This window comes from Shinella sp. GW835-FHT14H05 (genome assembly GCF_058793575.1).
This window is the reverse complement of sequence record NZ_JBXAFY010000009.1, coordinates 57,389-81,377: the sequence shown is the minus strand read 5'-3', so window position 1 is coordinate 81,377 and position 23,989 is coordinate 57,389. Positions and strand designations below refer to the sequence as shown.

Annotated in this window: 20 protein-coding genes; 7 read left to right on the top strand and 13 right to left on the bottom strand. The window is 63.8% G+C overall.

The genetic code is table 11. The features are described from left to right. The first annotated feature begins 9 nt into the window (after positions 1 to 9). Complete coding sequence (gene gcvH / locus AC1Q6Z_RS23850; RefSeq protein WP_256115774.1) at positions 10 to 372, top strand: glycine cleavage system protein GcvH; 363 nt, start codon at positions 10 to 12, stop codon at positions 370 to 372. Next, positions 372 to 3,233, top strand: coding sequence for an aminomethyl-transferring glycine dehydrogenase (gene gcvP / locus AC1Q6Z_RS23845; RefSeq protein ID WP_492649528.1), 2,862 nt, complete (start codon positions 372 to 374; stop codon positions 3,231 to 3,233). The genes gcvH and gcvP overlap by 1 nt, the downstream gene beginning before the upstream one ends. A 73-nt stretch (positions 3,234 to 3,306) precedes the next feature. Here gcvP and AC1Q6Z_RS23840 read toward each other — a convergent pair whose 3' ends face one another. The 10 genes from AC1Q6Z_RS23840 to AC1Q6Z_RS23795 all read right to left on the bottom strand — a co-directional run bounded on the left by AC1Q6Z_RS23840 (position 3,307) and on the right by AC1Q6Z_RS23795 (position 12,953). Further along, the gene (locus tag AC1Q6Z_RS23840) at positions 3,307 to 3,714 is read right to left on the bottom strand and encodes a response regulator (protein ID WP_256115770.1); all 408 of its coding nucleotides are present in this window, start codon (positions 3,712 to 3,714) and stop codon (positions 3,307 to 3,309) included. Continuing rightward, entirely contained in the window at positions 3,698 to 5,563 is a 1,866-nt protein-coding gene (locus AC1Q6Z_RS23835) for a PAS domain-containing sensor histidine kinase (protein WP_492649527.1), read from the bottom strand. The genes AC1Q6Z_RS23840 and AC1Q6Z_RS23835 overlap by 17 nt, the downstream gene beginning before the upstream one ends. A gap of 127 nt (positions 5,564 to 5,690) precedes the next feature. Beyond that, a complete protein-coding gene (gene sufA, locus AC1Q6Z_RS23830; protein ID WP_319321513.1) occupies positions 5,691 to 6,083 on the bottom strand; it encodes a Fe-S cluster assembly scaffold SufA in 393 nt (130 codons plus the stop codon). Between the two features lie 78 nt (positions 6,084 to 6,161). Further along, positions 6,162 to 6,542: an SUF system Fe-S cluster assembly protein gene (locus AC1Q6Z_RS23825; protein WP_256115767.1), complete on the bottom strand. Its 381-nt coding sequence runs from the start codon at positions 6,540 to 6,542 to the stop codon at positions 6,162 to 6,164. A 12-nt stretch (positions 6,543 to 6,554) separates the two neighbouring features. Further along, positions 6,555 to 7,796 carry a cysteine desulfurase gene (locus AC1Q6Z_RS23820; protein ID WP_435265493.1) on the bottom strand — a complete coding sequence of 414 codons (1,242 nt, stop codon included), beginning with the start codon at positions 7,794 to 7,796 and terminating at the stop codon, positions 6,555 to 6,557. 15 nt (positions 7,797 to 7,811) lie between these two features. Then, on the bottom strand, positions 7,812 to 9,086 hold the full coding sequence (gene sufD / locus AC1Q6Z_RS23815) for a Fe-S cluster assembly protein SufD (RefSeq protein WP_492649526.1): 1,275 nt from the start codon (positions 9,084 to 9,086) through the stop codon (positions 7,812 to 7,814). 21 nt (positions 9,087 to 9,107) lie between these two features. Beyond that, positions 9,108 to 9,863, bottom strand: coding sequence for a Fe-S cluster assembly ATPase SufC (gene sufC, locus AC1Q6Z_RS23810; RefSeq protein ID WP_256115762.1), 756 nt, complete (start codon positions 9,861 to 9,863; stop codon positions 9,108 to 9,110). 48 nt (positions 9,864 to 9,911) lie between these two features. Continuing rightward, positions 9,912 to 10,073, bottom strand: coding sequence for a hypothetical protein (locus AC1Q6Z_RS23805; protein ID WP_256115760.1), 162 nt, complete (start codon positions 10,071 to 10,073; stop codon positions 9,912 to 9,914). Positions 10,074 to 10,186: 113 nt separating this feature from the next. Then, a complete protein-coding gene (gene sufB / locus AC1Q6Z_RS23800; RefSeq protein WP_256115759.1) occupies positions 10,187 to 11,656 on the bottom strand; it encodes a Fe-S cluster assembly protein SufB in 1,470 nt (489 codons plus the stop codon). Positions 11,657 to 11,795: 139 nt separating this feature from the next. Beyond that, entirely contained in the window at positions 11,796 to 12,953 is a 1,158-nt protein-coding gene (locus AC1Q6Z_RS23795; RefSeq protein WP_492649525.1) for a cysteine desulfurase family protein, read from the bottom strand. Positions 12,954 to 13,165: 212 nt separating this feature from the next. Between AC1Q6Z_RS23795 and AC1Q6Z_RS23790 the strand changes: the two genes are divergently transcribed. Next, positions 13,166 to 13,843, top strand: coding sequence for an alpha/beta hydrolase (locus tag AC1Q6Z_RS23790; RefSeq protein WP_256115757.1), 678 nt, complete (start codon positions 13,166 to 13,168; stop codon positions 13,841 to 13,843). 58 nt (positions 13,844 to 13,901) lie between these two features. Here the strand turns inward: AC1Q6Z_RS23790 and AC1Q6Z_RS23785 are convergent, their stop codons facing one another. Next, positions 13,902 to 15,080, bottom strand: a complete 1,179-nt coding sequence (locus AC1Q6Z_RS23785; protein WP_492649524.1) for a GGDEF domain-containing protein — start codon at positions 15,078 to 15,080, stop codon at positions 13,902 to 13,904. Positions 15,081 to 15,174: 94 nt separating this feature from the next. Further along, complete coding sequence (locus AC1Q6Z_RS23780; RefSeq protein WP_492649523.1) at positions 15,175 to 16,308, bottom strand: anhydro-N-acetylmuramic acid kinase; 1,134 nt, start codon at positions 16,306 to 16,308, stop codon at positions 15,175 to 15,177. Positions 16,309 to 16,440: 132 nt separating this feature from the next. Between AC1Q6Z_RS23780 and tyrS the strand changes: the two genes are divergently transcribed. Beyond that, positions 16,441 to 17,694, top strand: coding sequence for a tyrosine--tRNA ligase (tyrS, locus tag AC1Q6Z_RS23775; protein ID WP_256115753.1), 1,254 nt, complete (start codon positions 16,441 to 16,443; stop codon positions 17,692 to 17,694). Positions 17,695 to 17,741: 47 nt separating this feature from the next. Here tyrS and AC1Q6Z_RS23770 read toward each other — a convergent pair whose 3' ends face one another. Next, the gene (locus tag AC1Q6Z_RS23770; RefSeq protein ID WP_492649522.1) at positions 17,742 to 21,134 is read right to left on the bottom strand and encodes a YhdP family protein; all 3,393 of its coding nucleotides are present in this window, start codon (positions 21,132 to 21,134) and stop codon (positions 17,742 to 17,744) included. Positions 21,135 to 21,283: 149 nt separating this feature from the next. Between AC1Q6Z_RS23770 and AC1Q6Z_RS23765 the strand changes: the two genes are divergently transcribed. The 3 genes from AC1Q6Z_RS23765 (at position 21,284) to AC1Q6Z_RS23755 (ending at position 23,986) form a co-directional block, all read left to right on the top strand. Next, complete coding sequence (locus AC1Q6Z_RS23765; RefSeq protein ID WP_492649521.1) at positions 21,284 to 21,751, top strand: peroxiredoxin; 468 nt, start codon at positions 21,284 to 21,286, stop codon at positions 21,749 to 21,751. Between the two features lie 20 nt (positions 21,752 to 21,771). Continuing rightward, entirely contained in the window at positions 21,772 to 22,599 is an 828-nt protein-coding gene (locus AC1Q6Z_RS23760; protein ID WP_492649520.1) for a ferritin-like domain-containing protein, read from the top strand. 97 nt (positions 22,600 to 22,696) lie between these two features. Then, on the top strand, positions 22,697 to 23,986 hold the full coding sequence (locus AC1Q6Z_RS23755) for a M23 family metallopeptidase (protein ID WP_492649519.1): 1,290 nt from the start codon (positions 22,697 to 22,699) through the stop codon (positions 23,984 to 23,986). Positions 23,987 to 23,989 lie beyond the last annotated feature (3 nt).

The window sequence follows — 23,989 nt, the reverse complement described above, 5'->3', positions numbered from 1 at the left end:
GGTTCGTCCATGCTGAAATTTACCGAAGAACACGAGTGGCTGAAGATCGAAGCCGGCGTTGCGACCGTGGGCATCACCACGCATGCCGCCGAACAGCTCGGCGACCTCGTCTTCGTCGAACTGCCCGAGGTCGGCTCCACCTTCGAAAAGGGCGGCGATGCGGCCACCGTCGAGAGCGTCAAGGCGGCCTCCGACGTCTATTGTCCACTTGACGGGGAAATCGTCGAAGTCAACGAGGCGATCGTTGCCGACCCCTCCCTCGTCAACAGCGACCCGCAGGGCGCCGGCTGGTTCTTCAAGCTGAAACTCGCCAATGCGGCAGATGCCGACGGCCTGCTGGACGAAGCCGCCTACAAGGAGCTTGTCGGCTGATGTCTCTTCCCAAGGATTTCGCCTTTACCGATTACCAGCCCTACGACTTCGCCAACCGTCGCCATATCGGCCCCTCGCCGAAGGAGATGGAAGCGATGCTGGCGGCCATCGGCTATCCCACCCTCGATGCGTTGATCGACGACACCGTGCCGAAATCGATCCGCCAGGAAAAGCCGCTCGAATGGGGCGCGGCGATGACCGAGCGCGAGGCACTCGACAAGCTGCGCGAGACCGCCAACCGCAACAAGAAGCTCGTCTCGCTGATCGGCCAGGGTTATTACGGCACGATCACGCCGCCGGTCATCCAGCGCAACATCCTGGAAAACCCGGCCTGGTACACGGCCTATACGCCCTACCAGCCAGAAATCAGCCAGGGGCGCCTGGAAGCGCTGATCAACTACCAGACCATGGTCTGCGACCTGACCGGCCTCGACGTGGCGAACGCCTCGCTGCTCGATGAGGCGACGGCCGCCGCCGAAGCCATGGCCATGGCGCAGCGCGTGGCGAAATCCAAGGCGAACGCCTTCTTCGTCGACGAGAACTGCCACCCGCAGACGATCGCGCTTTTGAAGACCCGCTCCGAGCCGCTCGGCTGGCAGATCATCGTCGGCGATCCCTTCACCGATCTCGATCCCGTCAACGTCTTCGGCGCGATCTTCCAGTATCCCGGCACCTACGGCCATGTGCGCGATTTCACCGGCCTGATCGCCCGCCTGCACCAGACCGGCGCGATCGCCGTCATGGCGGCCGATCCGCTGGCGCTGGCGCTCCTGAAGTCGCCCGGCGACATGGACGCGGATATCGCCATCGGCTGCACCCAGCGTTTCGGCGTGCCGGTCGGCTATGGCGGGCCGCATGCGGCCTATATGGCCGTCAAGGACGCCTACAAGCGCTCCATGCCCGGCCGCCTCGTTGGCGTCTCCATCGATGCGCGCGGCAACCGCGCCTACCGCCTGTCGCTCCAGACCCGCGAGCAGCACATCCGCCGCGAAAAGGCGACGTCGAACATCTGCACCGCGCAGGTGCTGCTCGCCGTCATGGCCTCGATGTATGCCGTCTTCCATGGTCCGCAGGGCCTGAAGGCGATCTCGCAGAACGTGCACCAGAAGACCGTGCGCCTCGCCATGGGCCTGGAAAAACTCGGCTATACCGTTGAACCGGAAGTCTTCTTCGACACGATCACCGTGCATGTCGGCAAACTCCAGGGCATCATCCTGAAGACCGCCGTCGCCGAGGAGGTGAACCTTCGCAAGATCGGTGACGACCGCATCGGCATCAGCCTCGACGAGCGCTCGCGCCCCGTCACGCTGGAAGCCGTCTGGCGCGCCTTCGGCGGTGATTTCGAGGTGGCGGAGTTCGAGCCGGATTATCGCCTGCCGGAAGACCTGCTGCGCACCAGCGAATACCTGACGCACCCGATCTTCCACATGAACCGGGCCGAAAGCGAGATGACCCGCTACATCCGCCGGCTTTCAGACCGTGACCTCGCGCTCGACCGTTCGATGATCCCGCTCGGCTCCTGCACGATGAAGCTGAACGCGACGGCGGAAATGCTGCCGATCACCTGGCCGGAATTTGCGGAGATCCATCCCTTCGTGCCCGCCGACCAGGCGCAGGGCTACCGCTACCTGATCGAGGACCTGTCGCAGAAACTCTGCGACATTACCGGCTACGACGCCGTTTCCATGCAGCCGAATTCCGGCGCGCAAGGCGAATATGCGGGCCTCCTGACGATCCGCGCCTATCACCTCGCCAATGGTGACACGCACCGCGATGTGTGCCTCATCCCGACGTCCGCGCACGGCACCAACCCGGCGTCGGCCCAGATGGTCGGCATGAAGGTCGTCGTCGTGAAAGTGTCCGACAATGGCGACATCGACATGGAGGATTTTCGCGCGAAGGCCGAGCAGCATGCGGACAACCTGTCCTGCTGCATGATCACGTACCCCTCCACGCACGGCGTCTTTGAAGAGAACGTGCGCGAGATCTGCGAGATCGTGCACAAGCACGGCGGCCAGGTCTATATCGATGGTGCCAACATGAACGCCATGGTGGGGCTGGCCCGTCCCGGCGACATCGGCGGCGACGTCAGCCACCTCAACCTGCACAAGACCTTCTGCATCCCGCATGGCGGCGGCGGTCCCGGCATGGGGCCGATCGGCGTCAAGGCGCATCTGGCGCCCTACCTGCCGGCGAACCCGACGACCGGCGAGGCCGGTGCGGTGTCGGCGGCGCCCTTCGGCTCGGCCTCCATCCTGCCGATCTCCTGGAGCTACTGCCTGATGATGGGTGGTGCCGGCCTAACGCAGGCGACGAAGGTGGCGATCCTCAACGCCAACTACATCGCAGCGCGCCTGAAAGGCGCCTATGACGTGCTCTACAAGTCCGCCAAGGGCCGCGTGGCGCATGAATGCATCATCGACACGCGCCCGCTCGTCGACAGTGCGGGCATCACCGTCGACGACGTCGCCAAGCGCCTCATCGACAGCGGCTTCCACGCGCCGACCATGAGCTGGCCGGTCGCAGGCACGCTGATGATCGAGCCGACCGAGTCGGAGACCAAGGCCGAGATTGACCGCTTCTGTGATGCGATGCTGTCGATCCGCGAGGAAGCCCGCGCCATCGAGGAAGGCAAGATGGACCGGGTCAACAACCCGCTGAAGAACGCCCCGCACACGGTGGAAGACCTCGTCGGCGAATGGGACCGCCCCTATTCGCGCGAACAGGCCTGCTACCCGCCGGGCGCCTTCCGCGTCGACAAATACTGGTCGCCGGTCAACCGCGTCGACAATGTCTACGGCGACCGCAACCTCGTCTGCTCCTGCCCGCCGCTTGAGGACTACGCACAGGCGGCCGAGTAATCACGGCACGAATTTTGAGCCCCGGCCGATCCATCGGCCGGGGCTTTTTCATTTCGGGCAGGGAGGGAAAGGCTCAGGGCGAGACGGCGACGTCCACCCAGAAGCGGGTAAAACCTTCCGCGAAATCGCGGTAGCCGCTGAGCGTCGAGGGTTTGACCGCATAGGCATTGGCGCCGTTTTCGTAGGCGCTGTTGACGTCGGAGGTGTTCGAGGAGGAGGACAGCATGATCACCGGCGTCACCGCCGTGCGCGTGCGCCCGCGCAGCCGCTTGAGCAGGTCCATGCCGTTGGTGCCGGGCATGTTGATGTCGAGCAGGATATAATCGAAGGCTTCCGTCGCAAGCCGGTCGCTGGCGACTTCCGCATCGGCGACATGGGTGATCTCGATGGGGCTGCCGGCATCGCTGAAGGCGCGCATCACGAAGCGCACATCCACGGGGTCGTCATCGACGACGATCAGCTTCCTAAGCAGGCTTGCCACGATCGTTCCCCCTTGATTTCACCGGATGTGGAAACGTCACGATGAAGCGTGCGCCCGGAGCATAGCTCGTGTCAAGCGCTATCACGCCATTGTGGCTCTCGACGATCCGGCGCGCCAGCGCGAGACCGACGCCGGTGCCCTGGTAGACCGATTCATCGCGGTGAAGCCGTTGAAAAACCTCAAAAATCCGCCCCACATGCTGCGGATCGATGCCGATGCCGTCATCCTCCACGACGAAATCGATGGCGCCGTCATTGTCCCGGCTATAGACGCGAACGACGGGCGCCTCGCCGGGCCGGCAATATTTCAGCGCATTGCCGATGAGGTTCTGCGCCAGCCGCTTCAGAAGCTCCGGATCGCCCTGGATGTCCGGCAGGGCCGCGACCTCGATCCTGCCGCCGCTTTCCTGCACATGGCCTTCCAGCAGCACCAGCGCATCGCGCACCACATCGGAGAGCGCAACTGGCTTGGGCGCGGTAATGCGATAGGCGATCTGCGAGAATTCGAGCAGGCTGTCGATGATGCGGCGCATGCGCACGGCGCTCTTGCGCACATGATCGGCATAGTGCTGCAGTTCGGCAAATTCGCCGCGGTGCAGGTCTTCCGAAATCATCTCGGCGAACATGGAGAGGTGGCGCAGCGGCGCCTTCAGGTCATGCGAGACCGTGGCGGTGAACTGGTCCAGCGCCTCGTTCTTGCGGCGCAGCTCGTTCGTCTGCGCCTCCACCTGCTGCTGCTGGCGCTTCGCCTCGGTAATGTCGCGGCCGACGCTGACGACCTCGCTGACGCTTTCCCCGTCGAAACTCGCGACCGCCGTCCAGTGCATCCACATCTCGTGGCCGTCATGGTTGTCGATGCAGATTTCCAGCGTCTTGATGGGTTGCTCGGGCGTATAGTTCGCGATGTTCATCAGCTCGGCCGTCTGCTCCGGCGCGCAGGCGACGTCCGGCAGATAGCGGCCGATCAGGGCATCGGTCGTCGAGCCGACATGGCTGGCATATTTGTCATTGGCAAAACGCACCATGAGCTTCTTGTCGAAGCGCAGGATCATGTCCGGCAGGATCTGCAACAGCGAGAGATAGTCGCGGCGCTTCTCCTCCAGCGCCGCCTCGGCGCGCTTGAGGTCCGTGACGTCGACGCGCAGCGCGACGATATCGCCGGTTTCCGTGACGTGGCTTTCCGAGCGCATCCACCGGTCGCCGCCATAGGCGAAGACCGCGCCGCCCGAATCGGGCGTGCGGTGATCGAGCAGACGTTCTTCCACCAGCATCTCAGCCTCGGGCGTGCCCTCCTCGATATTCGTATAGACGCCTGCCCTGATATTGGCGCGAATGATGCTTTCGAGGCTCGCGCCCACCCGCACATTCTCCTTGGCGGGGCCGCAGCGCTCCTTGAAGGTCCGGTTGAACATCATCAGCCGCTCCTCCTGGTCGAAGACGGCAAAACCTTCCGGCATGGTGTCGAGCGCCGCATCGAAGCGCTGGCCGAGCAGGATCTGTTCGCCATGGCTGCCGCCGGAGAGCAGGCTGCGAAGGAGAAGCGCGTAACAGGCGCCGGTGCCCTCGTCCGGCACGGCGATCACATGCGCGGTCGCATCGAAGAGCGAGCCGTTGTCGTGACGGAAGGAAAAGGCGTGTGCATTCTCGCGCCCGGCAGACGCGTAGCGGGCGAGGATCGCGGCCGGAGCCGGTCCGTCGATGACGGCCGATTCAGCGGGCTTCCGGCCATCGCGATTCCAGCCGAAAGTGCGCGCAGCCGCCTCATTGAACGAGACGACGCGCGCCTCTGCATCGACGATCAGGGCCGGAAAGGGCAGGTTCTGGTAAAGTGCCGCGGCAAAGCCGGTCATCGCGCGCGTCCCCTCCCTGGCGATCCGCCGGCACCCGATCCGGGTGCCGCGCGTCGGAGACTAGGCAAATCCGGCGGCGAAGGAAAGTCGTGAGGTTTTGCAGTCCTGCGACCCCGGCATTCCGGGTTCAGCCGGCGCGCACCGTGGGCTGGCCGGCGGCAGCAAGGGCCGCAAGATCGGCGGGCTTCAACTCGACCGATTCGCCGCAGCCGCAGGCGGACGTCTGGTTCGGGTTGTGGAAGGTGAAGCCGGAGCGCAGCGTCGTCACCTCGAAATCCATCTCGGTGCCGAGCAGATAGAGCACGGCTTCCGGCGCGACCCAGACGCGCGCACCGTTGCGCTCGATCAGGTCGTCCTTGGCGTTTGCTTCGGTCACGAGGTCGATGGAATATTCCATGCCCGCGCAACCGCCCTTCTTGATACCGACGCGGATGCCCCTGGCGTCAGCGCCGGCATTGTCGACGATCGCCTTGACGCGGTCTGCCGCCGCATCGGTGAGCTTCATAACTGCAAAGGCCATGGGCCGCTTCTCCTTCGCCGACCGGGTTCAAGGCCCGGCGGTTTCCGAATCTAAATCTAGTGACCCCGCATTAAAGGATCAATACCAACCCACAGCGACCTGAGCCTCTTCCGACATGCGGTCCGGCGTCCACGGCGGATCGAAGGTCATTCGGACCTCGACGCCGGACACGCCCTCGACCGCGCCGACGGCATTCTCGACCCAGCCGGGCATCTCACCGGCCACGGGGCAGCCGGGCGCCGTCAGCGTCATGTCGATCTTGACCATGCGGTCGTCTTCGATGTCGATCTTGTAGATCAGGCCGAGTTCGAAGATATCGGCCGGGATTTCCGGGTCATAGACCGTCTTCAGCGCGGAAATGACGTCGTCGCTGAGGCGCGCCAGTTCGTCGGCGGGGATTGCCGAATGCACGATGCCGTCGCGGACGTCGATCTTGTCTTCCGTTGCGTCGAGGGACATGGGTCCACCTCCTCAGGCAAAAAACTTGCGGGCATGATCAAGCGCATCGGCGAGAGCATCCACCTCGGCGCGCGTATTGTACAGGCCGAACGATGCACGGCATGTGGAGGTGACGCCGAAGCGTTTCAAGAGCGGCTGCGCACAATGGGTGCCGGCACGCACCGCCACACCCGCCCGGTCGATGACCATCGAGACGTCATGCGCGTGGATGCCTTCCAGCTCGAAGGAGAAGATCGAGCCCTTGCCGGGCGCCGTGCCGAAGATCTTGAGCGAGTTGATCGCCGAGAGCCGCTCATGGGCATAGTCACGCAGATCCGCCTCATGGGTCGAAATGGCGGCGCGGCCGATCTTTTCCATATAGTCGAGCGCATGGCCGAGGCCGATCGCCTGCACGATCGGCGGCGTGCCGGCCTCGAAACGGTGCGGCGGGTCGTTGTAGGTGACGATGTCTTCCGTCACGTCGACGATCATCTCGCCGCCGCCCTGGAAGGGACGCATCTCCTTGAGGCGATCCATCTTGCCATAGAGCACGCCGATGCCGGAGGGGCCGTAGAGCTTGTGGCCGGTCATCACGTACCAGTCGCAATCGATGTCGCGAACGTCCACCGGCATGTGCACGGCGCCCTGCGAGCCATCGACCAGCACCGGAATGCCGCGTTCGCGGGCGATGCGGCAGATTTCCTTGACGGGTACGATGGTGCCGAGCGCATTCGACATATGCGTGATGGCGATGAGCTTGGTGCGCTCCGTCAGGCATTTTTCGAAATCTTCGATGTGGAACGCACCCGCATCGTCCACCGGCGCCCAGACCAGCTTGGCGCCCTGCCGTTCGCGGATGAAATGCCACGGCACGATGTTGGAGTGGTGCTCCATGATCGACAGCACGATCTCGTCGCCCTCGCCGATCTTCGGCATGCCGTAGCCGTAGGCGACCGTGTTGATCGCCTCGGTCGAGGATTTCGTGAAGATGATCTCGTCGACCGAGGAAGCATTCAGGAAACGGCGCACCTTTTCGCGCGCCGCCTCGTAGGCGTCCGTCGCCGCGTTGGACAGGAAATGCAGGCCGCGATGCACGTTTGCATATTCGTTCGAATAGGCATGCGAAATCGCGTCGATCACCGACTGCGGCTTCTGCGCCGAGGCGCCGTTGTCGAGATAGACCAGCGGCTTGCCATAGACCGTCTTCGACAGGATCGGGAAATCCTTGCGGATCGCCTCGACGTCATAGCCTGCAGTGGGCAAAGCGTGTTCCATCTCGTCCGTCCTTTACTAGGCGTGCTTCTCGAGCCAGGCGGCGATGACGCCTTCCAGCGCCTCGACCAGCGGCTCGTCTTCCAGCTCCTCGACGATCTCGGCGACGAAGGCGTTGACCAGCATGGCGCGCGCCTTGTTCTCCGGAATGCCGCGGGCCATCAGGTAGAAGAGCTGAACGTGGTCGATATCGATGACGGTCGCGCCATGGCCGCACTGCACGTCGTCGGCGAAGATTTCGAGCTCCGGCTTGGCCGAGAAATCCGCTTCATCCGACAGGAGCAGCGTGTTGCACGACATCTTCGCGTCGGTCTTCTGCGCATCGGGCGCCACGCGGATCTGACCCTGGAAGACGCCGCGGGCGCGATCGAAGATCACGTTGCGGATGACTTCCGTCGACGTGGTGTTCGGCACGTTATGCCCGACCGTGAAGGTCACGTCATTGTGCGTCTCGCCGCCGAGCAGGTTGATGCCGCGCAGGATGAGGTCCGAGCCCTCACCCGCCACCACGACGTGGATTTCCTGCCGAACGAGCTTGCCGCCGGCATTGATCACATAGAGGCGCAGCTTGGCATCGGTGCCGAGCGTGATGCGGATCTGACCAAGATGGGTATCGGCAAGACCCTGGCCCTGGAAGATGATCCAGGTGATTTCCGCGCCGTCGGCAAGCGAAATGTCGCTGACCGAGGTCACCAGGGCCGCGTTGTCGCTGACGGCCAGGTAGCGCTCGATGACGGTCGCCTTGGTGTTGGCGCCGAAGGTTGCCGGGAAGCGCGTGTGCGTCTGGCCGGCATTCTGGATCGCCTGGATTTCGAGCGGCGCCTCAAGCTCGGTCCCGGCCGGGAAATCGAGCACGAAACCATCGCGCACGAAGGCGCCGTTGATGCGGCCGATCGTGTCGTCGCTGTCGCGGGCGGTGAGGCCCTCCGCGGCGGTGCCGTCGGCGAGCGCATCGGCGAAGGTGCGCAGCGTCACGCCGTCGGCCGAAGCGCGGCTATCGGCAACGCCGTTGACGACCGAAAGCACCGTCGAGCCCTCGACCAGCGGGCCAACCCTGGCGGCAGATGCCGCGGGATCGAAGGCCGGTACGGCGCGCAGCAGCGCCTTGAGGTCCGTATAGTGCCAGGCCTCGACGCGGCGCGTCGGAAGGCCGGCGTCCTTGAAGTCGCTGATCAGCACGTCGCGGGCCGCGAGCACGGCGCCATCGCCCGGCAGTTCGCCGATCGCGTGGTCGTAGGCTTCGCAGAGCGCCGTTTCGGCGACGGACAGCTTCATGCCTGTCTGCATGTTCATGAGATCACTCCTTCACCGTGCTCAGGCAGCAGCATCGATGATGTCGGCATAGCCGTTTGCTTCCAGCTCATGCGCCAGCGTCTTGTCGCCGGACTTGATGACCTGGCCCTTGTAGAGGACGTGGACCGTATCCGGCACGATGTAGTCGAGCAGGCGCTGGTAATGCGTGATGACGACGACGGCGCGGTCGGGCGAACGCAGCGCGTTGACGCCGTCTGCGACGATCTTCAGCGCGTCGATGTCGAGGCCGGAATCCGTCTCGTCGAGGATGCACAGCTTCGGTTCCAGCAGCGACATCTGCAGGATTTCCGCGCGCTTCTTCTCACCGCCGGAGAAACCGACATTCAGCGGACGGCGCAGCATTTCCGGCGCGATCTTCAGCTCGGCGGCCGATTCCTTGACGCGGCGCATGAAGTCCGGCGTCGTCAGTTCCGCCTCGCCGCGCGCCTTGCGCTGCTCGTTCATCGCGACCTTGAGGAACTGCATGGTGGCGACGCCCGGGATTTCGACCGGGTACTGGAAGGCCAGGAAGATGCCCTTGGCGGCGCGCTCGGACGGGTCGAGTTCCAGGATGCTCTCGCCATTGTAGAGGATCTCGCCCTCGGTGACTTCGTAGTCTTCGCGGCCGGCGAGGATATAGGAGAGCGTCGACTTGCCGGAGCCGTTCGGACCCATGATGGCGGCGACTTCGCCGGCCTTCACGGTGAGGTTCAGGCCGCGGATGATCTCGGTGCCGTCTTCGGCGATGCGGGCGTGCAGATTCTTGATTTCAAGCATGGTTTCTCGGTCCTGCGTTCGGAGCGCTCAAACGCTCCCGTCTTGGTTTCAGAAGCCGAGGAAAAAATGGACCACCGGAAGCATCATGGCGGAAAAACCGCCGAGGCCAAGCCCCACTACCGTGCGCACCGCCAAATTCCGAACATTGGGCGCATACGCTGCCAGTCCACCGCAAACCACGGCATAATACGTCAGATTGACCGGATCCATGTCGTCTTCTCCCGATGAGAACCGCACCGTCTAATATAACGGATCACGCGGGAACTTCATCGAAGACCTGTCCGGCCGCCCGGCGGAAATCCGCCGGGATATTCCTTACCCGGTCAGCCGACCGAGCCTTCCAGCGAGATCCCGATCAGCTTCTGCGCCTCGACGGCGAATTCCATCGGCAGTTCCTGGATGACTTCCTTGACGAAGCCGTTGACGATCAGCGCGATCGCCGCCTCGGTCGGGATGCCGCGCTGGAGGCAATAGAACAGCTGGTCTTCGGAGATCTTCGAGGTGGTCGCCTCGTGCTCGAACTGCGCGGTCGCGTTCTTCGCCTCGATATAGGGCACCGTATGCGCGCCGCACTTGTCGCCGATCAGGAGCGAATCGCACTGGGTGAAGTTGCGCGCGTTCTCCGCCTTGCGGTGGGCCGAAACCTGGCCGCGATAGGTGTTGTTGGAGAAGCCGGCCGAAATGCCCTTCGAGACGATGCGGCTCGACGTGTTCTTGCCGAGATGGATCATCTTGGTGCCGCTGTCGATCTGCTGGTGGCCGTTCGACACCGCGATCGAGTAGAACTCGCCGCGCGAACCATCGCCGCGCAGGATGCAGGACGGGTACTTCCAGGTGATGGCGGAGCCGGTCTCGACCTGCGTCCACGAAATCTTGGAATTCTTGCCCCGGCAATCGCCGCGCTTGGTGACGAAGTTGTAGATGCCGCCCTTGCCGTCCTTGTCGCCCGGATACCAGTTCTGGACGGTGGAATATTTGATCTCGGCATCATCCAGCGCAACGAGCTCGACGACGGCAGCATGCAGCTGGTTTTCGTCGCGCTGCGGCGCGGTGCAGCCTTCGAGGTAGGAGACGTAGGCGCCCTCTTCCGCGATGATCAGCGTGCGCTCGAACTGGCCCGTGTTCTTCTCGTTGATGCGGAAGTAGGTCGACAGTTCCATCGGGCAACGGACGCCCTTCGGCACGAAGACGAAGGAGCCGTCGGTGAAGACGGCCGAGTTCAGCGTCGCGTAGAAATTGTCGGACGTCGGCACGACGGTGCCGAGATACTTCTTCACGAGATCGGGATATTCGCGGATGGCTTCCGAGATCGACATGAAGATCACGCCGGCCTTCTTCAGCTCTTCCTTGAAGGTGGTGACGACCGAGACCGAATCGAACACGGCATCGACGGCGATCTTCGAGGTCTGCACGCCGGCCAGGATTTCCTGCTCGCGCAGCGGAATGCCAAGCTTCTCGTACATTTTCAGAAGTTCGGGATCGACTTCGTCGATGGACTTCGGGCCGCTCTGGTTCTTCGGAGCGGCATAATAATAGAGGTCGTTGAAGTCGATCTTGGGATATTCGACGCGCGCCCAGGTCGGCTCTTCGAGCGTCAGCCAGCGCTGATAGGCCGCAAGACGCCATTCAAGCATCCAGTCGGGCTCGCCCTTCTTGGCCGAGATGAAGCGGATGATCTCCTCGGAAAGCCCCTTCGGAGCCTTCTCCATTTCGATCGTCGTCTCGAAACCGTATTTGTACTGGTCTACGTCTATCTGACGGACCTGATCGATCGTTTCCTGCACCGCAGGCATATCGTTCTCCAATCTTGCCGGATACAAGGTCCGGCAGTTTGTCAACGTCTGGCGGGACCTCCCGCCGCTTATGTAGGCGCCAAAGGCGGACTTTCCCACCTTTTGGCAAGCGAAAACTTGAGTTTCCGCAAGATTCCCCTCAGGCCGCGCGCCGTCGTGAGACGACACGCGAGAAGGCCGCAAGAAAGCGGTCCACATCCGCCTGCGTAGAGCCTGACCCCAGCGACACACGCAAGGCGCCAAGGGCCGCATCGAAACCCATGGCCGTCAGCACATGGCTCTGCCCGACTTTGCCGGAGGAGCAGGCGGAACCGGCGGAAAGCGCAATGCCTTCGAGATCGAAGGCGATCTGCCCCGTTTCCGACTTCAGGCCCGGCAGGCTGAAGAACGAGGTGTTGGCGACACGCTCGATATCCGCGCCGTGGATGATGACGTCGTTGGTCGCCATGCGCATGCCGGCCTCCAGCGCATCGCGCAGGCCGGCGATCCGGGCGTTGCGCTCCGCAAAATCGGCAGCGGCAGCACGCGCCGCCGCGGCAAAGCCGGCAAGGGCTGCCGGGTTTTCCGTGCCGGAGCGATGCCCCTTTTCCTGCCCGCCGCCGCGGATCAGCGGCACCGGCATCAGCACCTCACCGCGCGAGACGAGCGCGCCGGCGCCCTTCGGGCCGCCGAGCTTGTGCGAGGAGAGGATCAAAAAGTCCGCATCCAGCGCCTCGATATCGACCGGGATACGGCCGGCGGCCTGCACTGCATCGACGACGAACAGCCCGCCATGGCGGTGCACGATTTCGGCCGCCGATTTCACCGGCTGAACGATGCCCGTCTCGTTGTTCACGAGCATTACGGCGACCATCGGCAGGCCCTTTGCCTTGTCGTGGCCCTGAAGAAGCGTTTCCAGCGCGGCGAGGTCGACCAGACCGGCCGGCGTCACCGGAATGGATGTCAGCTTCTCGCGCGAAAACCGTCCGCCTTCGCGGATCGCCGGATGTTCGATCTCCGAATGGTAGAGATGACCGATGGCAAGCGGCGTGCGACCCATGCGGTAATGGGGCGTCAGGACGAGGTTCGCGGCCTCCGTCGCACCGCTCGTGAAGATCACATGCGCCGGGGCGGCATGGACCAGGGCGGCGACGTCGCGGCGCGCGGCTTCCACCAGCATGCGTAGCGCCCGGCCCTCGCCGTGCACGGAGGACGGATTGCCGACCGTATCAAGCGCGGCAAGAACGGCCTCGCGCGCCGCAGCCGAAAGCGGCGCGGTGGCGTTCCAGTCCAGATATGTGCGCTCTGTCTTCGTCATTCTTTATCCGTACCCGCCGGGCATCTCACAAAGCGGCGTGCATTTTTCTTGAAATTTCCGTCGGGCTTGCCTTATGACACCAATCTCACGGCGCCCGATGCGCCCATACAGTTTCGAATGGTTCTAAACTAGGTTCTAGAAAAGCTGACTGGTTTCGTCAAGACTTCAGTTGACAAGAATCCGTTTTGGAATCCGAACTTGCCGGAGTGAGAATGCCCGAAATCATCTTCAACGGACCCGCCGGTCGCCTCGAAGGCCGTTACCAGCCGTCCAAGCAGAAGAACGCCCCCATCGCCATCGTGTTGCATCCGCACCCGCAGTTCGGCGGCACGATGAACAACCAGATCGTCTACCAGCTCTTCTACATGTTCCAGAAGCGCGGCTTTACGACGCTGCGCTTCAATTTTCGCGGCATCGGCCGCAGCCAGGGCGAATTCGACCATGGCGCGGGCGAACTGTCGGATGCGGCTTCCGCGCTCGACTGGGTGCAGAGCCTGCATCCCGATTCGAAAAGCTGCTGGGTTGCCGGCTATTCCTTTGGCGCCTGGATCGGCATGCAGCTCCTAATGCGACGCCCGGAGATCGAAGGTTTCATGTCGATCGCCCCACAGCCGAACATCTACGACTTCTCGTTCCTCGCCCCCTGCCCGTCGTCCGGCCTCATCATCAACGGTGATGCGGACAAGGTGGCACCGGAAAAGGACGTCAACGGTCTCGTCGAAAAGCTGAAGACGCAGAAGGGCATCCTGATCACGCACCGCCTGGTGCCGGGCGCCAACCACTTCTTCAACAGCCAGACGGAAACCCTGATGGCGGAATGCGAGGATTACCTCGACCGCCGCCTCGCCGGCGAACTGACGCCGGAACCGGCCGCCAAGCGCATCCGCTGAGCGGCCGAAAACGTGAATACCAAGCCCGATGGTCCGCCACCGGGCTTTTTTCTTGCCTTCAATTTGCCAGCTTGAAAACTTCGAGCACCACGGCCGGCGACTCCGCCTCGCGCACGCAATCGCGCCCGGCATTCTTGGCGGCGTAGAGCGCGTCGTCGGCGCGGCGCATGGCGAAGCGCAGCGGCTCATTTGGGCCGATTTCCGCGACACCGAAGCTTGAAGTGACGCGAAGCGCCTCCGGCAGGCCGGGAACCGGCGACACCGCCCTTGCGGCCCGGAGAGCATGCGCGAAGAGAAGGGCCGCATCCTTGCCGGTGAGCGGCAGAAAAATCACGAACTCCTCTCCGCCGATGCGCGCGACGAGGGCGCCCGTCGGTGCCGCCGCCTTGAGCATCTCCCCGAATGCGCGGATCACGGCGTCGCCGCCCTGGTGCCCATAGGTATCGTTTACCGACTTGAAGCGGTCGAGGTCGCAAAGAACGATGCTATGCGGCCCTTGCCTTACGATCAACGCATCGACGCGATTGTCGAAGCCGCGACGGTTCAGGACGCCGGAGAGAACATCGACTTCCGCATTGGCCTTTTCGTCCGCCATGATTTCCAGCACCAGCACACACAACAGAACGAGGCCGATGGTGACGATGAGAACGGCTCCGATGCTTTGCGAGTACAGCGCGAACCGGCTGGAAAGGTAGTCACTGGCCACGCTGCCGGACCCGGCATGGACCGCAATTGCGGCCTTCAGCGGAAAATGTACGCTTGTCATGACCAACAGAACGATGAGCATCCGGTCAACGAAGGCATTGGCGCGTGCGCGCGACACGGCCCAGGCGCTCAAGGCGACCGCGATAGCCAGCGGTGCCTGATACGTGAAAGCATGGACCAGCGTTCCACGCGGCAGATCGTAGATCACGTAGTTAAAAATCACGAAGCCGGAAAAGAGCGCGGCCAGATGCCTACGATTGGCCTGCAAGCCGTAAAGATGACCGATGCCGACCCGAAGCATGAACGCTCCGCCGAGTATTGATGCGAAGGCCAGGACCGTCCAGAGCCTCGGTGGGGGAAAATTGGCAAGAAGAAACTCGAAAACAATGGAAAGCGACGAGACGGCAAAGGTGCCGGCAAACCATCGCGCGGCAATGCGATTGCGGCTCCTGACGGAAACCGCGAGAAAGAAAAAGCAGAAACATTGCGCGATGAAAAAGTTCGCCGCCATCAGGAAGCCCGCGCCACTCATCGGTCACCTTACGCAAGACACATTGGATAGGCATCCCGTGCGGAAAACGCGGAATGGTCCACCACGATGCTAAGAGGCCGCCGCCAAAAAAGCGTTAATCTTCAAGGGTCGGTTTCTGCAATACGCCGCCGCTGACGGGGGCCTTGACGCCGGTCGTGCCCGGGAAGGTGAGCGGCAGGCCGCGGAGAGAGCGCACGGCGAGATAGGCCCAGGCCTCCGCCTCCATGCTGTCGCCGTTGAGATTGACCGCCTCGGCCACGACCACCTCCGCCCCTTCGACCTCGGCAAGGGCTGCGAGATCGCCCATGATCACCCGGTTCAGCCGGCCGCCGCCGCAGACGACGTAGAGTTTCGGCCGCTCCGGCAGGTGGCGGGCGGAGCGCAGGATGGCCGCCGCCGTGACATGGGCCAGCGTGCGCGCACCGTCTTCAAGGCTGGCATCCGCGCCCTCCGGTGGGCGAAAATCGTTGCGGTCGAGGGAACGACGCACCGGGTCGGTGAAGAAGGCGTGGCTGAGGTAGCGATTGGCGAGGTCGGGATCGACCCGGCCCTCTGAAGCGATCATGCCGCCCTGGTCGTAGGGAATGCCGGCATGGGCCTCGACCCATTGGTCGATCAGCGTATTGCCGGGCCCGCTGTCGAAGGCGACGATCTCGCCGCCGCTGCCGATGAAGGTGATGTTGGAAATGCCGCCGATATTGACGAAGACGACCGCCCGGCCGGTGGAGCGGGAAAGGCCGGCGGCGAGTGCTGCGTGATAGACGGGAATGAGCGGCGCGCCCTGCCCGCCATGCGCCATGTCGTTCGCCCGCATGTCATAGACCACGGCGATGCCCGTCTCGCGTGCCAGAAGCCCGCCATCGCCGAGCTGTACCGTCACGCCCGCATCCGGCCGGTGCAGCACGGTCTGGCCGTGGAAGCCGATGACGTCGATATCGGCGGCCTTCAGGTCGTTTTCGGCGAGGAAGGCGTTGACGGCCTCGGCATGGCGCAGCGTGAGCTCGCGCTCGATTTCCGTAAGGTCACCCGGCCGCTCTTCGCGTCTGTCGATCGCCTTGGCGGTCTCCAAGGCACCTTGCAGGCGGCGGCGGAAGGCGGCATCGTAGGGGCGCCCCATGGATGGCCCGCGCTCGACGACGGCCTCGCCATCCGTGAGCAGCAGCGCGACATCGATGCCGTCCAGGCTCGTGCCGCTCATCAGACCGATTGCCGTCCGCAGTGCCGTCATCTCGTGCGCTCCAGAATCACTTTTGGAGTGATTATGCGGTGAAACAGTGATAAACGCCCGGCGGTCTGCCGGAAAATTGCATCCGGCCAAAAAACATCCCGTCCATAGCATTCCCGCCGAGAGAGACAGGCCATGTCCGAATTCAAGTCAGATTTCCTTCGCACGCTGAAAGAGCGCGGTTTCATCCACCAGATCTCCGATGAAACCGGCCTCGACGACCTTCTCGCCAAGGAAACCGTGACCGCCTATATCGGCTTCGACCCGACGGCGCCGAGCCTGCATGCCGGCGGCCTCATCCAGATCATGCTGCTGCACTGGTTCCAGAAGACCGGCCACCGGCCGATCTCGCTGATGGGCGGCGGCACCGGCATGGTCGGCGACCCGTCCTTCAAGGACGATGCGCGCCAGCTGATGACGCCGGAAACGATCAACAGCAATATCGCCAGCATCAAGAAGGTCTTTTCGAGCTACCTGACTTATGGTGATGGTCCGAAGGACGCGCTGATGATCAACAATGCCGACTGGCTGCTCGGCATCAACTACCTGGAATTCCTGCGCGACGTCGGCCGCCATTTTTCCGTCAACCGCATGCTCTCCTTCGACAGCGTGAAGACGCGCCTCGACCGCGAACAGTCGCTGTCCTTTCTCGAATTCAACTACATGATCCTGCAGGCCTACGATTTCGTCGAACTGAACAAGCGCTACGACGTGCGCCTGCAGATGGGCGGCTCCGACCAGTGGGGCAACATCATCAACGGCATCGACCTCGGCCACCGCATGGGCACGCCGCAGCTCTACGCGATGACCTCGCCGCTGCTGACGACCGCGTCCGGCGCCAAGATGGGCAAGTCGCTCTCCGGCGCCGTCTGGCTCAACCCGGACATGCTCTCGGCCTACGATTTCTGGCAATACTGGCGCAACACGGAAGACGCCGACGTCTCGCGCTTCCTTAAGCTCTACACGACGCTGCCGATGGACGAGATCGCCCGCCTTTCAGCCCTTGGCGGTGCCGAAATCAACGAGGTGAAGAAGATCCTCGCCACGGAAGTCACCGCGATGCTGCATGGCCGCGAGGCCGCCGAACAGGCCGCCGAAACCGCGCGCAAGACTTTCGAGGAAGGCGCAATCGCCGAAAACCTGCCGACGATCGACGTCACCGCGAGTGAACTCACAGCCGGCATCGGCCTCCTGAACCTCATCGTCAAGGCCGGCCTCGCCACCTCAAACGGGGAAGCCCGCCGCCACGTCCAGGGCGGCGCGGTGCGCATCAACGATGCCGCAGTGTCCGACGAGCGCCGCATGATCGGCACTTCGGACGTCTCCGACGATGGCGTCGTAAAACTGTCGCTTGGCAAGAAGAAGCACATCCTCATCCGCCCGGCCTGATCGGCCGCGCAGCGCCCCAGATCAAGGCCGCCTTCGGGCGGCCTTTTTCATTGGAACTCAAAGATGTTGCGGAAGACGCCGGGCGCGATGATCGACAGCGGGTTGATGGTCAGTTTCGGCTTGTCGAAGGGACCGGCCAGCTTGAAGGTGATGCCGATCAGGCCGCGGTCGTTGCCGTTGCCGAGGATGATGCCGATCAGCGGCAATTCGGCGAAGAGCCGGTTGAGGCCATAGGCGGGCATGAAGGTGCCGGTCATGTCGATGCGGCCGTTGGCGTCGCGCACGGTGCCCTGGAAGGTCGCGCCCACCGCCTCGCCGCGCACCACGCCGTTTTCCAGGCTGAGCGAGCCGCCGCCGGTGCGCACCTGCGCAAAACCGCGGGAGAAGCGTACGGCGCTGACGTCGATTTCGCGGCGCACCGCCTGGTTGAGGCTGCGCCCGTCCTCGCCGGCCGGCGTAGACACGAGCGAGCGCAGGCGCTCTTCGCCGACGAGCGAGAAATTGCGGATGTCGACGGAGCCGCGCCAGCCGCTGTTGGAGGTTTCCCGCAGGCGGACGTTCAGCAGGCCGCCGCGCATGTGGCTGTAAACATCGGCGAAGCGCGCCACCGCGCCGGCATCGCCGCTGGTGAGCTGGATGGCGTCCGAGCCGCCGTTGCGGGCAAGCTGCGCCACCACGGGCGCGCCGCCAGCCGTCACCGCCGAAAGGTCGACACCGGAAATGCGGCTGCCGGTCGTGGCATAGCGCAGGCTGACATTGGAGAGGCTTTCGCCGTTGAAACCGACGGCCCGCGACAGGTTGGCCTGCACGGTGATGCCCTGCTTGTCGCCGCCGCCTTCACCGCTGCCGGCGTTCTTCAGGCGCGCCAGCACGGAGCGCACATCGGCCGCCTCGCCATCCGCCACGACGGAATAGCCGGATTTGCCGCGCTCCAGCTTCAGCCGGAACCGATCATCGGCCGAAAGGCGGACAGTTGAAAAGTTTGCCGCGTCCAGTCTTGCCCCACGAAAGGTGAGATCGCCCGCGACATTGAAACCGTCGCCGGCAAAGCGGAAATCGGAAACCCGGGTGACGCCCTCCCTGGTGTCCGCCGTCAGCGTGACCTTGCCGCCGATGCCCGCACCCTTGGTCCATCCGATCCAGGGAATGGAGACCGCGGCAGCGCCCACATCCGCCTCCACCTGGCGCGGCCCGTCGCCGTCCTGCTCCATCCGCATGGCGATAGCGCCATCCAGCACATCCTCCAGGCCGGGCAGCAGCTTGCGCCGGTCCTTGTTGTCGAGCGTGCCGGACAGGATCGTCTTGCGCTTGATGGTGCTCGTCTTGCCGACGGGCTCGAGCAGTTCGAGATCGAGCGTCACGCCGTCGATATCGGCCTTGGCCTTCAGGTCGGCCTGCTTGGGATCGATCGCCAGCAGGCCGTGAAGGCCGGTGACCTCGCGCCCGGCAATCGGCTTGGCGACATCCACGTCGTTAAGCGTGAGTGCGGCCGTCCATTCCGGCGGCGGCGGATTGTGCGAGGAGATGACGCCGAAATGCGCCTTCACCTTCGCCTCGACCTGCCCGCTGAAATCATCCGGCGCAAAACCGGTCGCCGGCAGCGCGCGGATCGGCCGGTAGGTCACGAGTTCCGCAATCGCATCGACATTGCCGGCGACGTCGATGTCCATATCGGCCATCAGCGGCTTGGTATAGTTGTCCGGCAGCACAAAGGTGCCGCCCTTGAGCGCAACCGAGCGGCCGGACGGAAAATAGGCAGCACCGCCAGTGATCTGAATTTCGGTGCGCGGGCCCCGCAGGCGGAACTTCCCGGACGTATCGCGCAAGGGCGGGATCTCGCCCGCCACGTTCATGCGCGCGCCCTCGATGTCGAAGTCGATCTTCAGCTCGTCCGGACCGAGATGCATGGGCACGCCCGGCAGACGCTCGCGGCCTTCGGCGAGGTAGAATTCGATGCGGCCATTGGTGACGGTGCCGCCGAAGATGTTCTTGATCACCCAGCTGCGCGCGGTCTTGGCCATCCAGAACGGCCAGAACTGCTTGACGGCCGCCGATTCCAGCTCGCTGGCGATCATCACGAAGCTGACTTCCGGCGCACGATCGCTGAAGCGCATGGCAAGGGAGCCCGCGACATTGCCCTTCTCGCTGGAAACGGCCATCTGCTCGAACAGCAGGTTCTTCGTCTTCGGCAGATAGTAGCCGTTGACCTTGGCGTCGAAGCGGATCGGCGCCTCGGTGGAATCGACCGGGCGGCTGATCGCGTTGCTGAAGACGAGATCGATGGCAAAGCCCTTGTCCGCCCGGTCGGAGACGCGGTCGAGATCGATGAGGCCGCCGGTGAAGGGGAAATGCGACTGGCCGACGCTTGCATCCGGCGAGGCAAGCTCGATCGATCCCTTGTCGAAATTATAGACGGCCTTGAGGGTGGAAGGGCGCAGCTCCGCCGCAATGCCATCGCCATAGACCGCACCGGCGGCGACGTTGATGGTCAGCCCGAGCACCGGTTTCGTGCCGGCGATCTCGCGCACGGAATTGACCGAGACATCCGCCGTCGTGTCGATGCCGGCATGCACATTGCCGTTGACGTCGTTGCCGAGCAGGAATTTTGCCAGCGCCACATTGCGGATCGAGCCGTCCAGCGTGCGGATGGCCCCTTCCGTGCCCGAGGCGGTGAGGTCGATCTCGCCTTCCGAACCGTCCAGCGAAAAATGACCGTCGATCGACATGGTGCCGTCGCCGTCGCGGGTGAATTGCAGGCTGGCGATGGCGAGCGTGATCGGCTTGCCGTCCGGCCCCTGGAATGTCGCACCGAGGTCGGAAATGCTGACGGTCTGCATGCCGTTGGCGTCGATCAGGCGGTTGACGCCGTCGAGCCGTTCGAAGGTGGTTTCGAGATAGTCCGGCACGTCGGAAATGCGCAGCGCCGCGAGATCGAGCGGCTTGCTCTTCGGCAGCAGCGCCGCATTGAACATGACGCCGTCGACATCGAGCCGCGAGACGGCAAGGCGGCCGGAGGCGAGCCCCAGCGGATCGAGCACGATGCCGATCGAGTCGGTCGTCGCCAGTTCCTTGTCCGATTGCAGTTCGATGATGCGGACGTTTTCCGCCTTCAGCGCAAACCCGTTGAAGCCGGCAAGGCGCAACACGGTGTGATCGACCGACGCGCGGTAACGGGGTCCGAGCGCCTGGTTGAGGGCGGCGACGGCGCGGGCATTCAAGGTGCTGTCGAAAAGACCGGTCTCGACCAGGCCGATGAGCACGGCGCCGAGAAACAGGACGAGGGCGACGGTCGCGGCGACGATGCGGCAGGCGATGCCCGTGCGGCTGGCCTGCGCCGCATGCAGGACGATGGGTTCGTGCGCCTGTGCGGACGGCAATTCATGCAGCGGAACGATGTCCTGCTTGCGGAACACGACTCTCTCGCCGCGGATATCTCCCATCTCGCGCTTGTTTCCTTTGCCCCTGCGCGCACCCTATCCCACGGAATCGGTGCGCATCGTCCAGTGGCCGTTGGACGATTCTGTCTGCCACTATATATGCGGGAGGCCGGGTCCTTGACTCAAAAAGCCGGCCAAAGAAAGGAAATCCCATGGCAGAACTCGTCCCAGGCGCTGCGGCCCCGGACTTCACCCTCCCGCGTGACGGCGGCGGCAGCATTTCGCTCTCCGCATTGCGCGGCCGGCCCGTCGTGCTGTTCTTCTATCCGAAAGATGACACGGAAGCCTGCACGACGGAAGCGAAGGATTTTACCGCCGCCAAGGCGGATTTCGAGGCCGCCGGCGTCGCCCTCGTCGGCCTTTCGCCGGACCCTGTGAAGAAGCACGACAAGTTCGTCAAGAAACACGAACTCGACGTGCCGCTCGCCTCCGACGAAGGCCTGGAGACGCTGCAAGCCTATGGCGTGTGGAAGGAAAAGAGCATGTATGGCCGCACCTATATGGGCGTCGAACGCACGACCGTGCTCGTCGATGCCGAAGGCAGGATTGCGGAAATCTGGCCGAAGGTGAAGGTCAAGGATCATGTCGCGGCCGTGCTCGACGCCGCCAGAAAACTTTAAACCCCGCATAAGGCATTGGAATGATAAAACTTCCGCATATCGAAAGTCTTCGCGGCGGCACCACGGCGGCAATCTCTGCCGCCGATCTAGACCTGAAGACGGAGCTCGCGCAGGAGACGGCGCGCCGCTGGTTCGCCCGCACGCTTTCGATGCGCTCGCCGCGCGATCCGGTGCTGCCTTCGCGACCCGGCCGGCCGGAAAAGCCGGAGCTCATTCCGCCCAAGCACATGAAGAAGCGCTCGCTGCACACCGAGAAGGGCCGCATCGCGCTGCTCCATGCGCTCGCCCATATCGAGCTCAACGCCGTGGATCTCGCGCTCGACATCGTCGCCCGCTTCACCACCGAGCGCGTGCCGCATTCCTTCTTCGACGGCTGGATGCAGGTGGCCTTCGAGGAGGCGAAACATTTCCGCCTCATCCGCGATCGCCTGCGCGATCTTGGCGCGGATTATGGCGACCTGCCGGCGCATGACGGGCTGTGGCAGGCCGCGCACGACACGCGCAACGACCTGACGGCCCGCCTCGCCGTGGTGCCGCTGATCCTCGAAGCGCGCGGCCTCGATGTGACGCCGACGCTCCAGGCCAAGATGCGCGAGACCGGCGACGACGCGAGCGCCGACATTCTCGACATCATCTACAACGACGAAAAGGGCCATGTGGCGGTCGGCGCGAAATGGTTCCGCTTCCTCTGCGCCCGCGAGAAGAAGGACCCGTCGGCCACCTTCACGGAACTGGTGCGCACCAATTTCCGCGGGCCGCTGAAGCCGCCGTTCAACGATGTGGCGCGTGCCGAGGCCGGCCTCACGCCGTCGTTCTACCGCTCGCTCGTTTCTGTCAGCCAGAGCTGATATTTGGCGCCAGAACGCCGCCGGGAAAGGCTTTATTAACCCTAACAATGTGTAATTCCCCGCACGAGACCAGCACAACCGGTCGGGGGTATCAACTGTGGCGGAGCGTCCTGAAAACCGCATCTTCGGAAAGCGCGCGAAGCAGCATGTCGTGATCTTTGCGAGCGGCGACAAGATCCGCCACATGACCATCCGTCCCTGGATGGCCGCCGTCACGTTCTGTTTTGCCGGCATGTTCACCATCGGCTACCTCGCCGCCACCTCCTATCTCGTACTGCGCGACGACCTGATCGGCGCCACCATGGCGCGCCAGGCCCGCATGCAGCATGACTACGAGGACCGCATTTCCGCCCTTCGTGCGCAGGTCGACCGCGTCACGAGCCGCCAGCTCCTCGACCAGCAGGTCGTGGAGGAGAAGGTGGAGAAGCTGATGCAGCAGCAATCGGCCCTTTCCGCCCGTCACGGCAAGCTCGACGCGCTTTTGAACCGCGCCGAAAGCAGCGGCGTGGAGGCAACCGCTCCCCTCACCGAAGACACACCGGTGATCGACGGTCGCCGGGCGGACGCCGCCGGCGCCATCGATGCGATCATGGGCGGCGCGGGCTCCTCACCGCTGAAGACGACGCAGCTCGCCTATGCCGCTACCAGCGAATCGGTTGCCGACCGTGCCGACCGCCTGTTTTCCAAGGTCACGCTCTCGCTGAAGGATCTGGAACACGAGCAGATCAACCGCATCCAGTCCCTGACCGCCGGGGCTTCTGAAACCGCCGACGCCATCCAGACCATCCTGCGCCGCACCGGTTTCGACGTCGCAGAAGAAACGGCCGAGAAGCCGGCTACCGATTCGGATCTCGCGATCGGCGGCCCGTTCGTCGAGCCCGTCGCCTTCACGGATCCGTTCGAAGAATCCATAAACGACCTCGACGATGCGCTCGAACGCCTCGCTAGCGCCCGCCGCACCGCCCGGAAACTGCCCTTCGGCAACCCCTCGCCCCAAAGCAGCATCACCAGCCGCTTCGGCAACCGCACCGATCCGTTCCTTGGCCGGCTGGCGCTGCATGCCGGCATCGATTTTCGTGCCCGCACCGGCACGGAAATCCACGCCACCGGTGCCGGCACGGTCGTCGTCGCCGGCCGCAACGGCGGTTACGGCAACATGGTGGAAATCGACCATGGCGACGGCCTGACGACCCGCTACGCCCACCTTTCCCGCGTTCTCGTCAAGGTCGGCGACCATGTGGACGAGGCCGATCCGGTCGGCCTTTCCGGCACGACGGGCCGCTCCACAGGCCCGCACCTGCACTATGAAGTGCGCCGCGACGGCAAGGCCATAGACCCCATGCGCTTCCTCACCGCGGGCATGAAGTTGACCACCTATATGGATTGACGT

Excerpts from the sequence above, each read along its gene's own strand:
- gcvH (WP_256115774.1), top strand. The coding sequence starts at position 10 with ATGCTGAAATTTACCGAAGAACACGAGTGGCTGAAGATCGAAGCCGGC.
- AC1Q6Z_RS23805 (WP_256115760.1), bottom strand. The coding sequence starts at position 10,073 with ATGGATCCGGTCAATCTGACGTATTATGCCGTGGTTTGCGGTGGACTG.
- AC1Q6Z_RS23760 (WP_492649520.1), top strand. The coding sequence starts at position 21,772 with ATGATAAAACTTCCGCATATCGAAAGTCTTCGCGGCGGCACCACGGCG.
- sufB (WP_256115759.1), bottom strand. The coding sequence starts at position 11,656 with ATGCCTGCGGTGCAGGAAACGATCGATCAGGTCCGTCAGATAGACGTA.
- AC1Q6Z_RS23795 (WP_492649525.1), bottom strand. The coding sequence starts at position 12,953 with ATGACGAAGACAGAGCGCACATATCTGGACTGGAACGCCACCGCGCCG.
- AC1Q6Z_RS23770 (WP_492649522.1), bottom strand. The coding sequence starts at position 21,134 with ATGGGAGATATCCGCGGCGAGAGAGTCGTGTTCCGCAAGCAGGACATC.
- gcvP (WP_492649528.1), top strand. The coding sequence starts at position 372 with ATGTCTCTTCCCAAGGATTTCGCCTTTACCGATTACCAGCCCTACGAC.
- AC1Q6Z_RS23785 (WP_492649524.1), bottom strand. The coding sequence starts at position 15,080 with ATGAGTGGCGCGGGCTTCCTGATGGCGGCGAACTTTTTCATCGCGCAA.
- sufA (WP_319321513.1), bottom strand. The coding sequence starts at position 6,083 with ATGGCCTTTGCAGTTATGAAGCTCACCGATGCGGCGGCAGACCGCGTC.
- AC1Q6Z_RS23780 (WP_492649523.1), bottom strand. The coding sequence starts at position 16,308 with ATGACGGCACTGCGGACGGCAATCGGTCTGATGAGCGGCACGAGCCTG.
- tyrS (WP_256115753.1), top strand. The coding sequence starts at position 16,441 with ATGTCCGAATTCAAGTCAGATTTCCTTCGCACGCTGAAAGAGCGCGGT.
- AC1Q6Z_RS23825 (WP_256115767.1), bottom strand. The coding sequence starts at position 6,542 with ATGTCCCTCGACGCAACGGAAGACAAGATCGACGTCCGCGACGGCATC.
- AC1Q6Z_RS23790 (WP_256115757.1), top strand. The coding sequence starts at position 13,166 with ATGCCCGAAATCATCTTCAACGGACCCGCCGGTCGCCTCGAAGGCCGT.
- sufD (WP_492649526.1), bottom strand. The coding sequence starts at position 9,086 with ATGAACATGCAGACAGGCATGAAGCTGTCCGTCGCCGAAACGGCGCTC.
- AC1Q6Z_RS23820 (WP_435265493.1), bottom strand. The coding sequence starts at position 7,796 with ATGGAACACGCTTTGCCCACTGCAGGCTATGACGTCGAGGCGATCCGC.
- AC1Q6Z_RS23765 (WP_492649521.1), top strand. The coding sequence starts at position 21,284 with ATGGCAGAACTCGTCCCAGGCGCTGCGGCCCCGGACTTCACCCTCCCG.
- AC1Q6Z_RS23835 (WP_492649527.1), bottom strand. The coding sequence starts at position 5,563 with ATGACCGGCTTTGCCGCGGCACTTTACCAGAACCTGCCCTTTCCGGCC.
- sufC (WP_256115762.1), bottom strand. The coding sequence starts at position 9,863 with ATGCTTGAAATCAAGAATCTGCACGCCCGCATCGCCGAAGACGGCACC.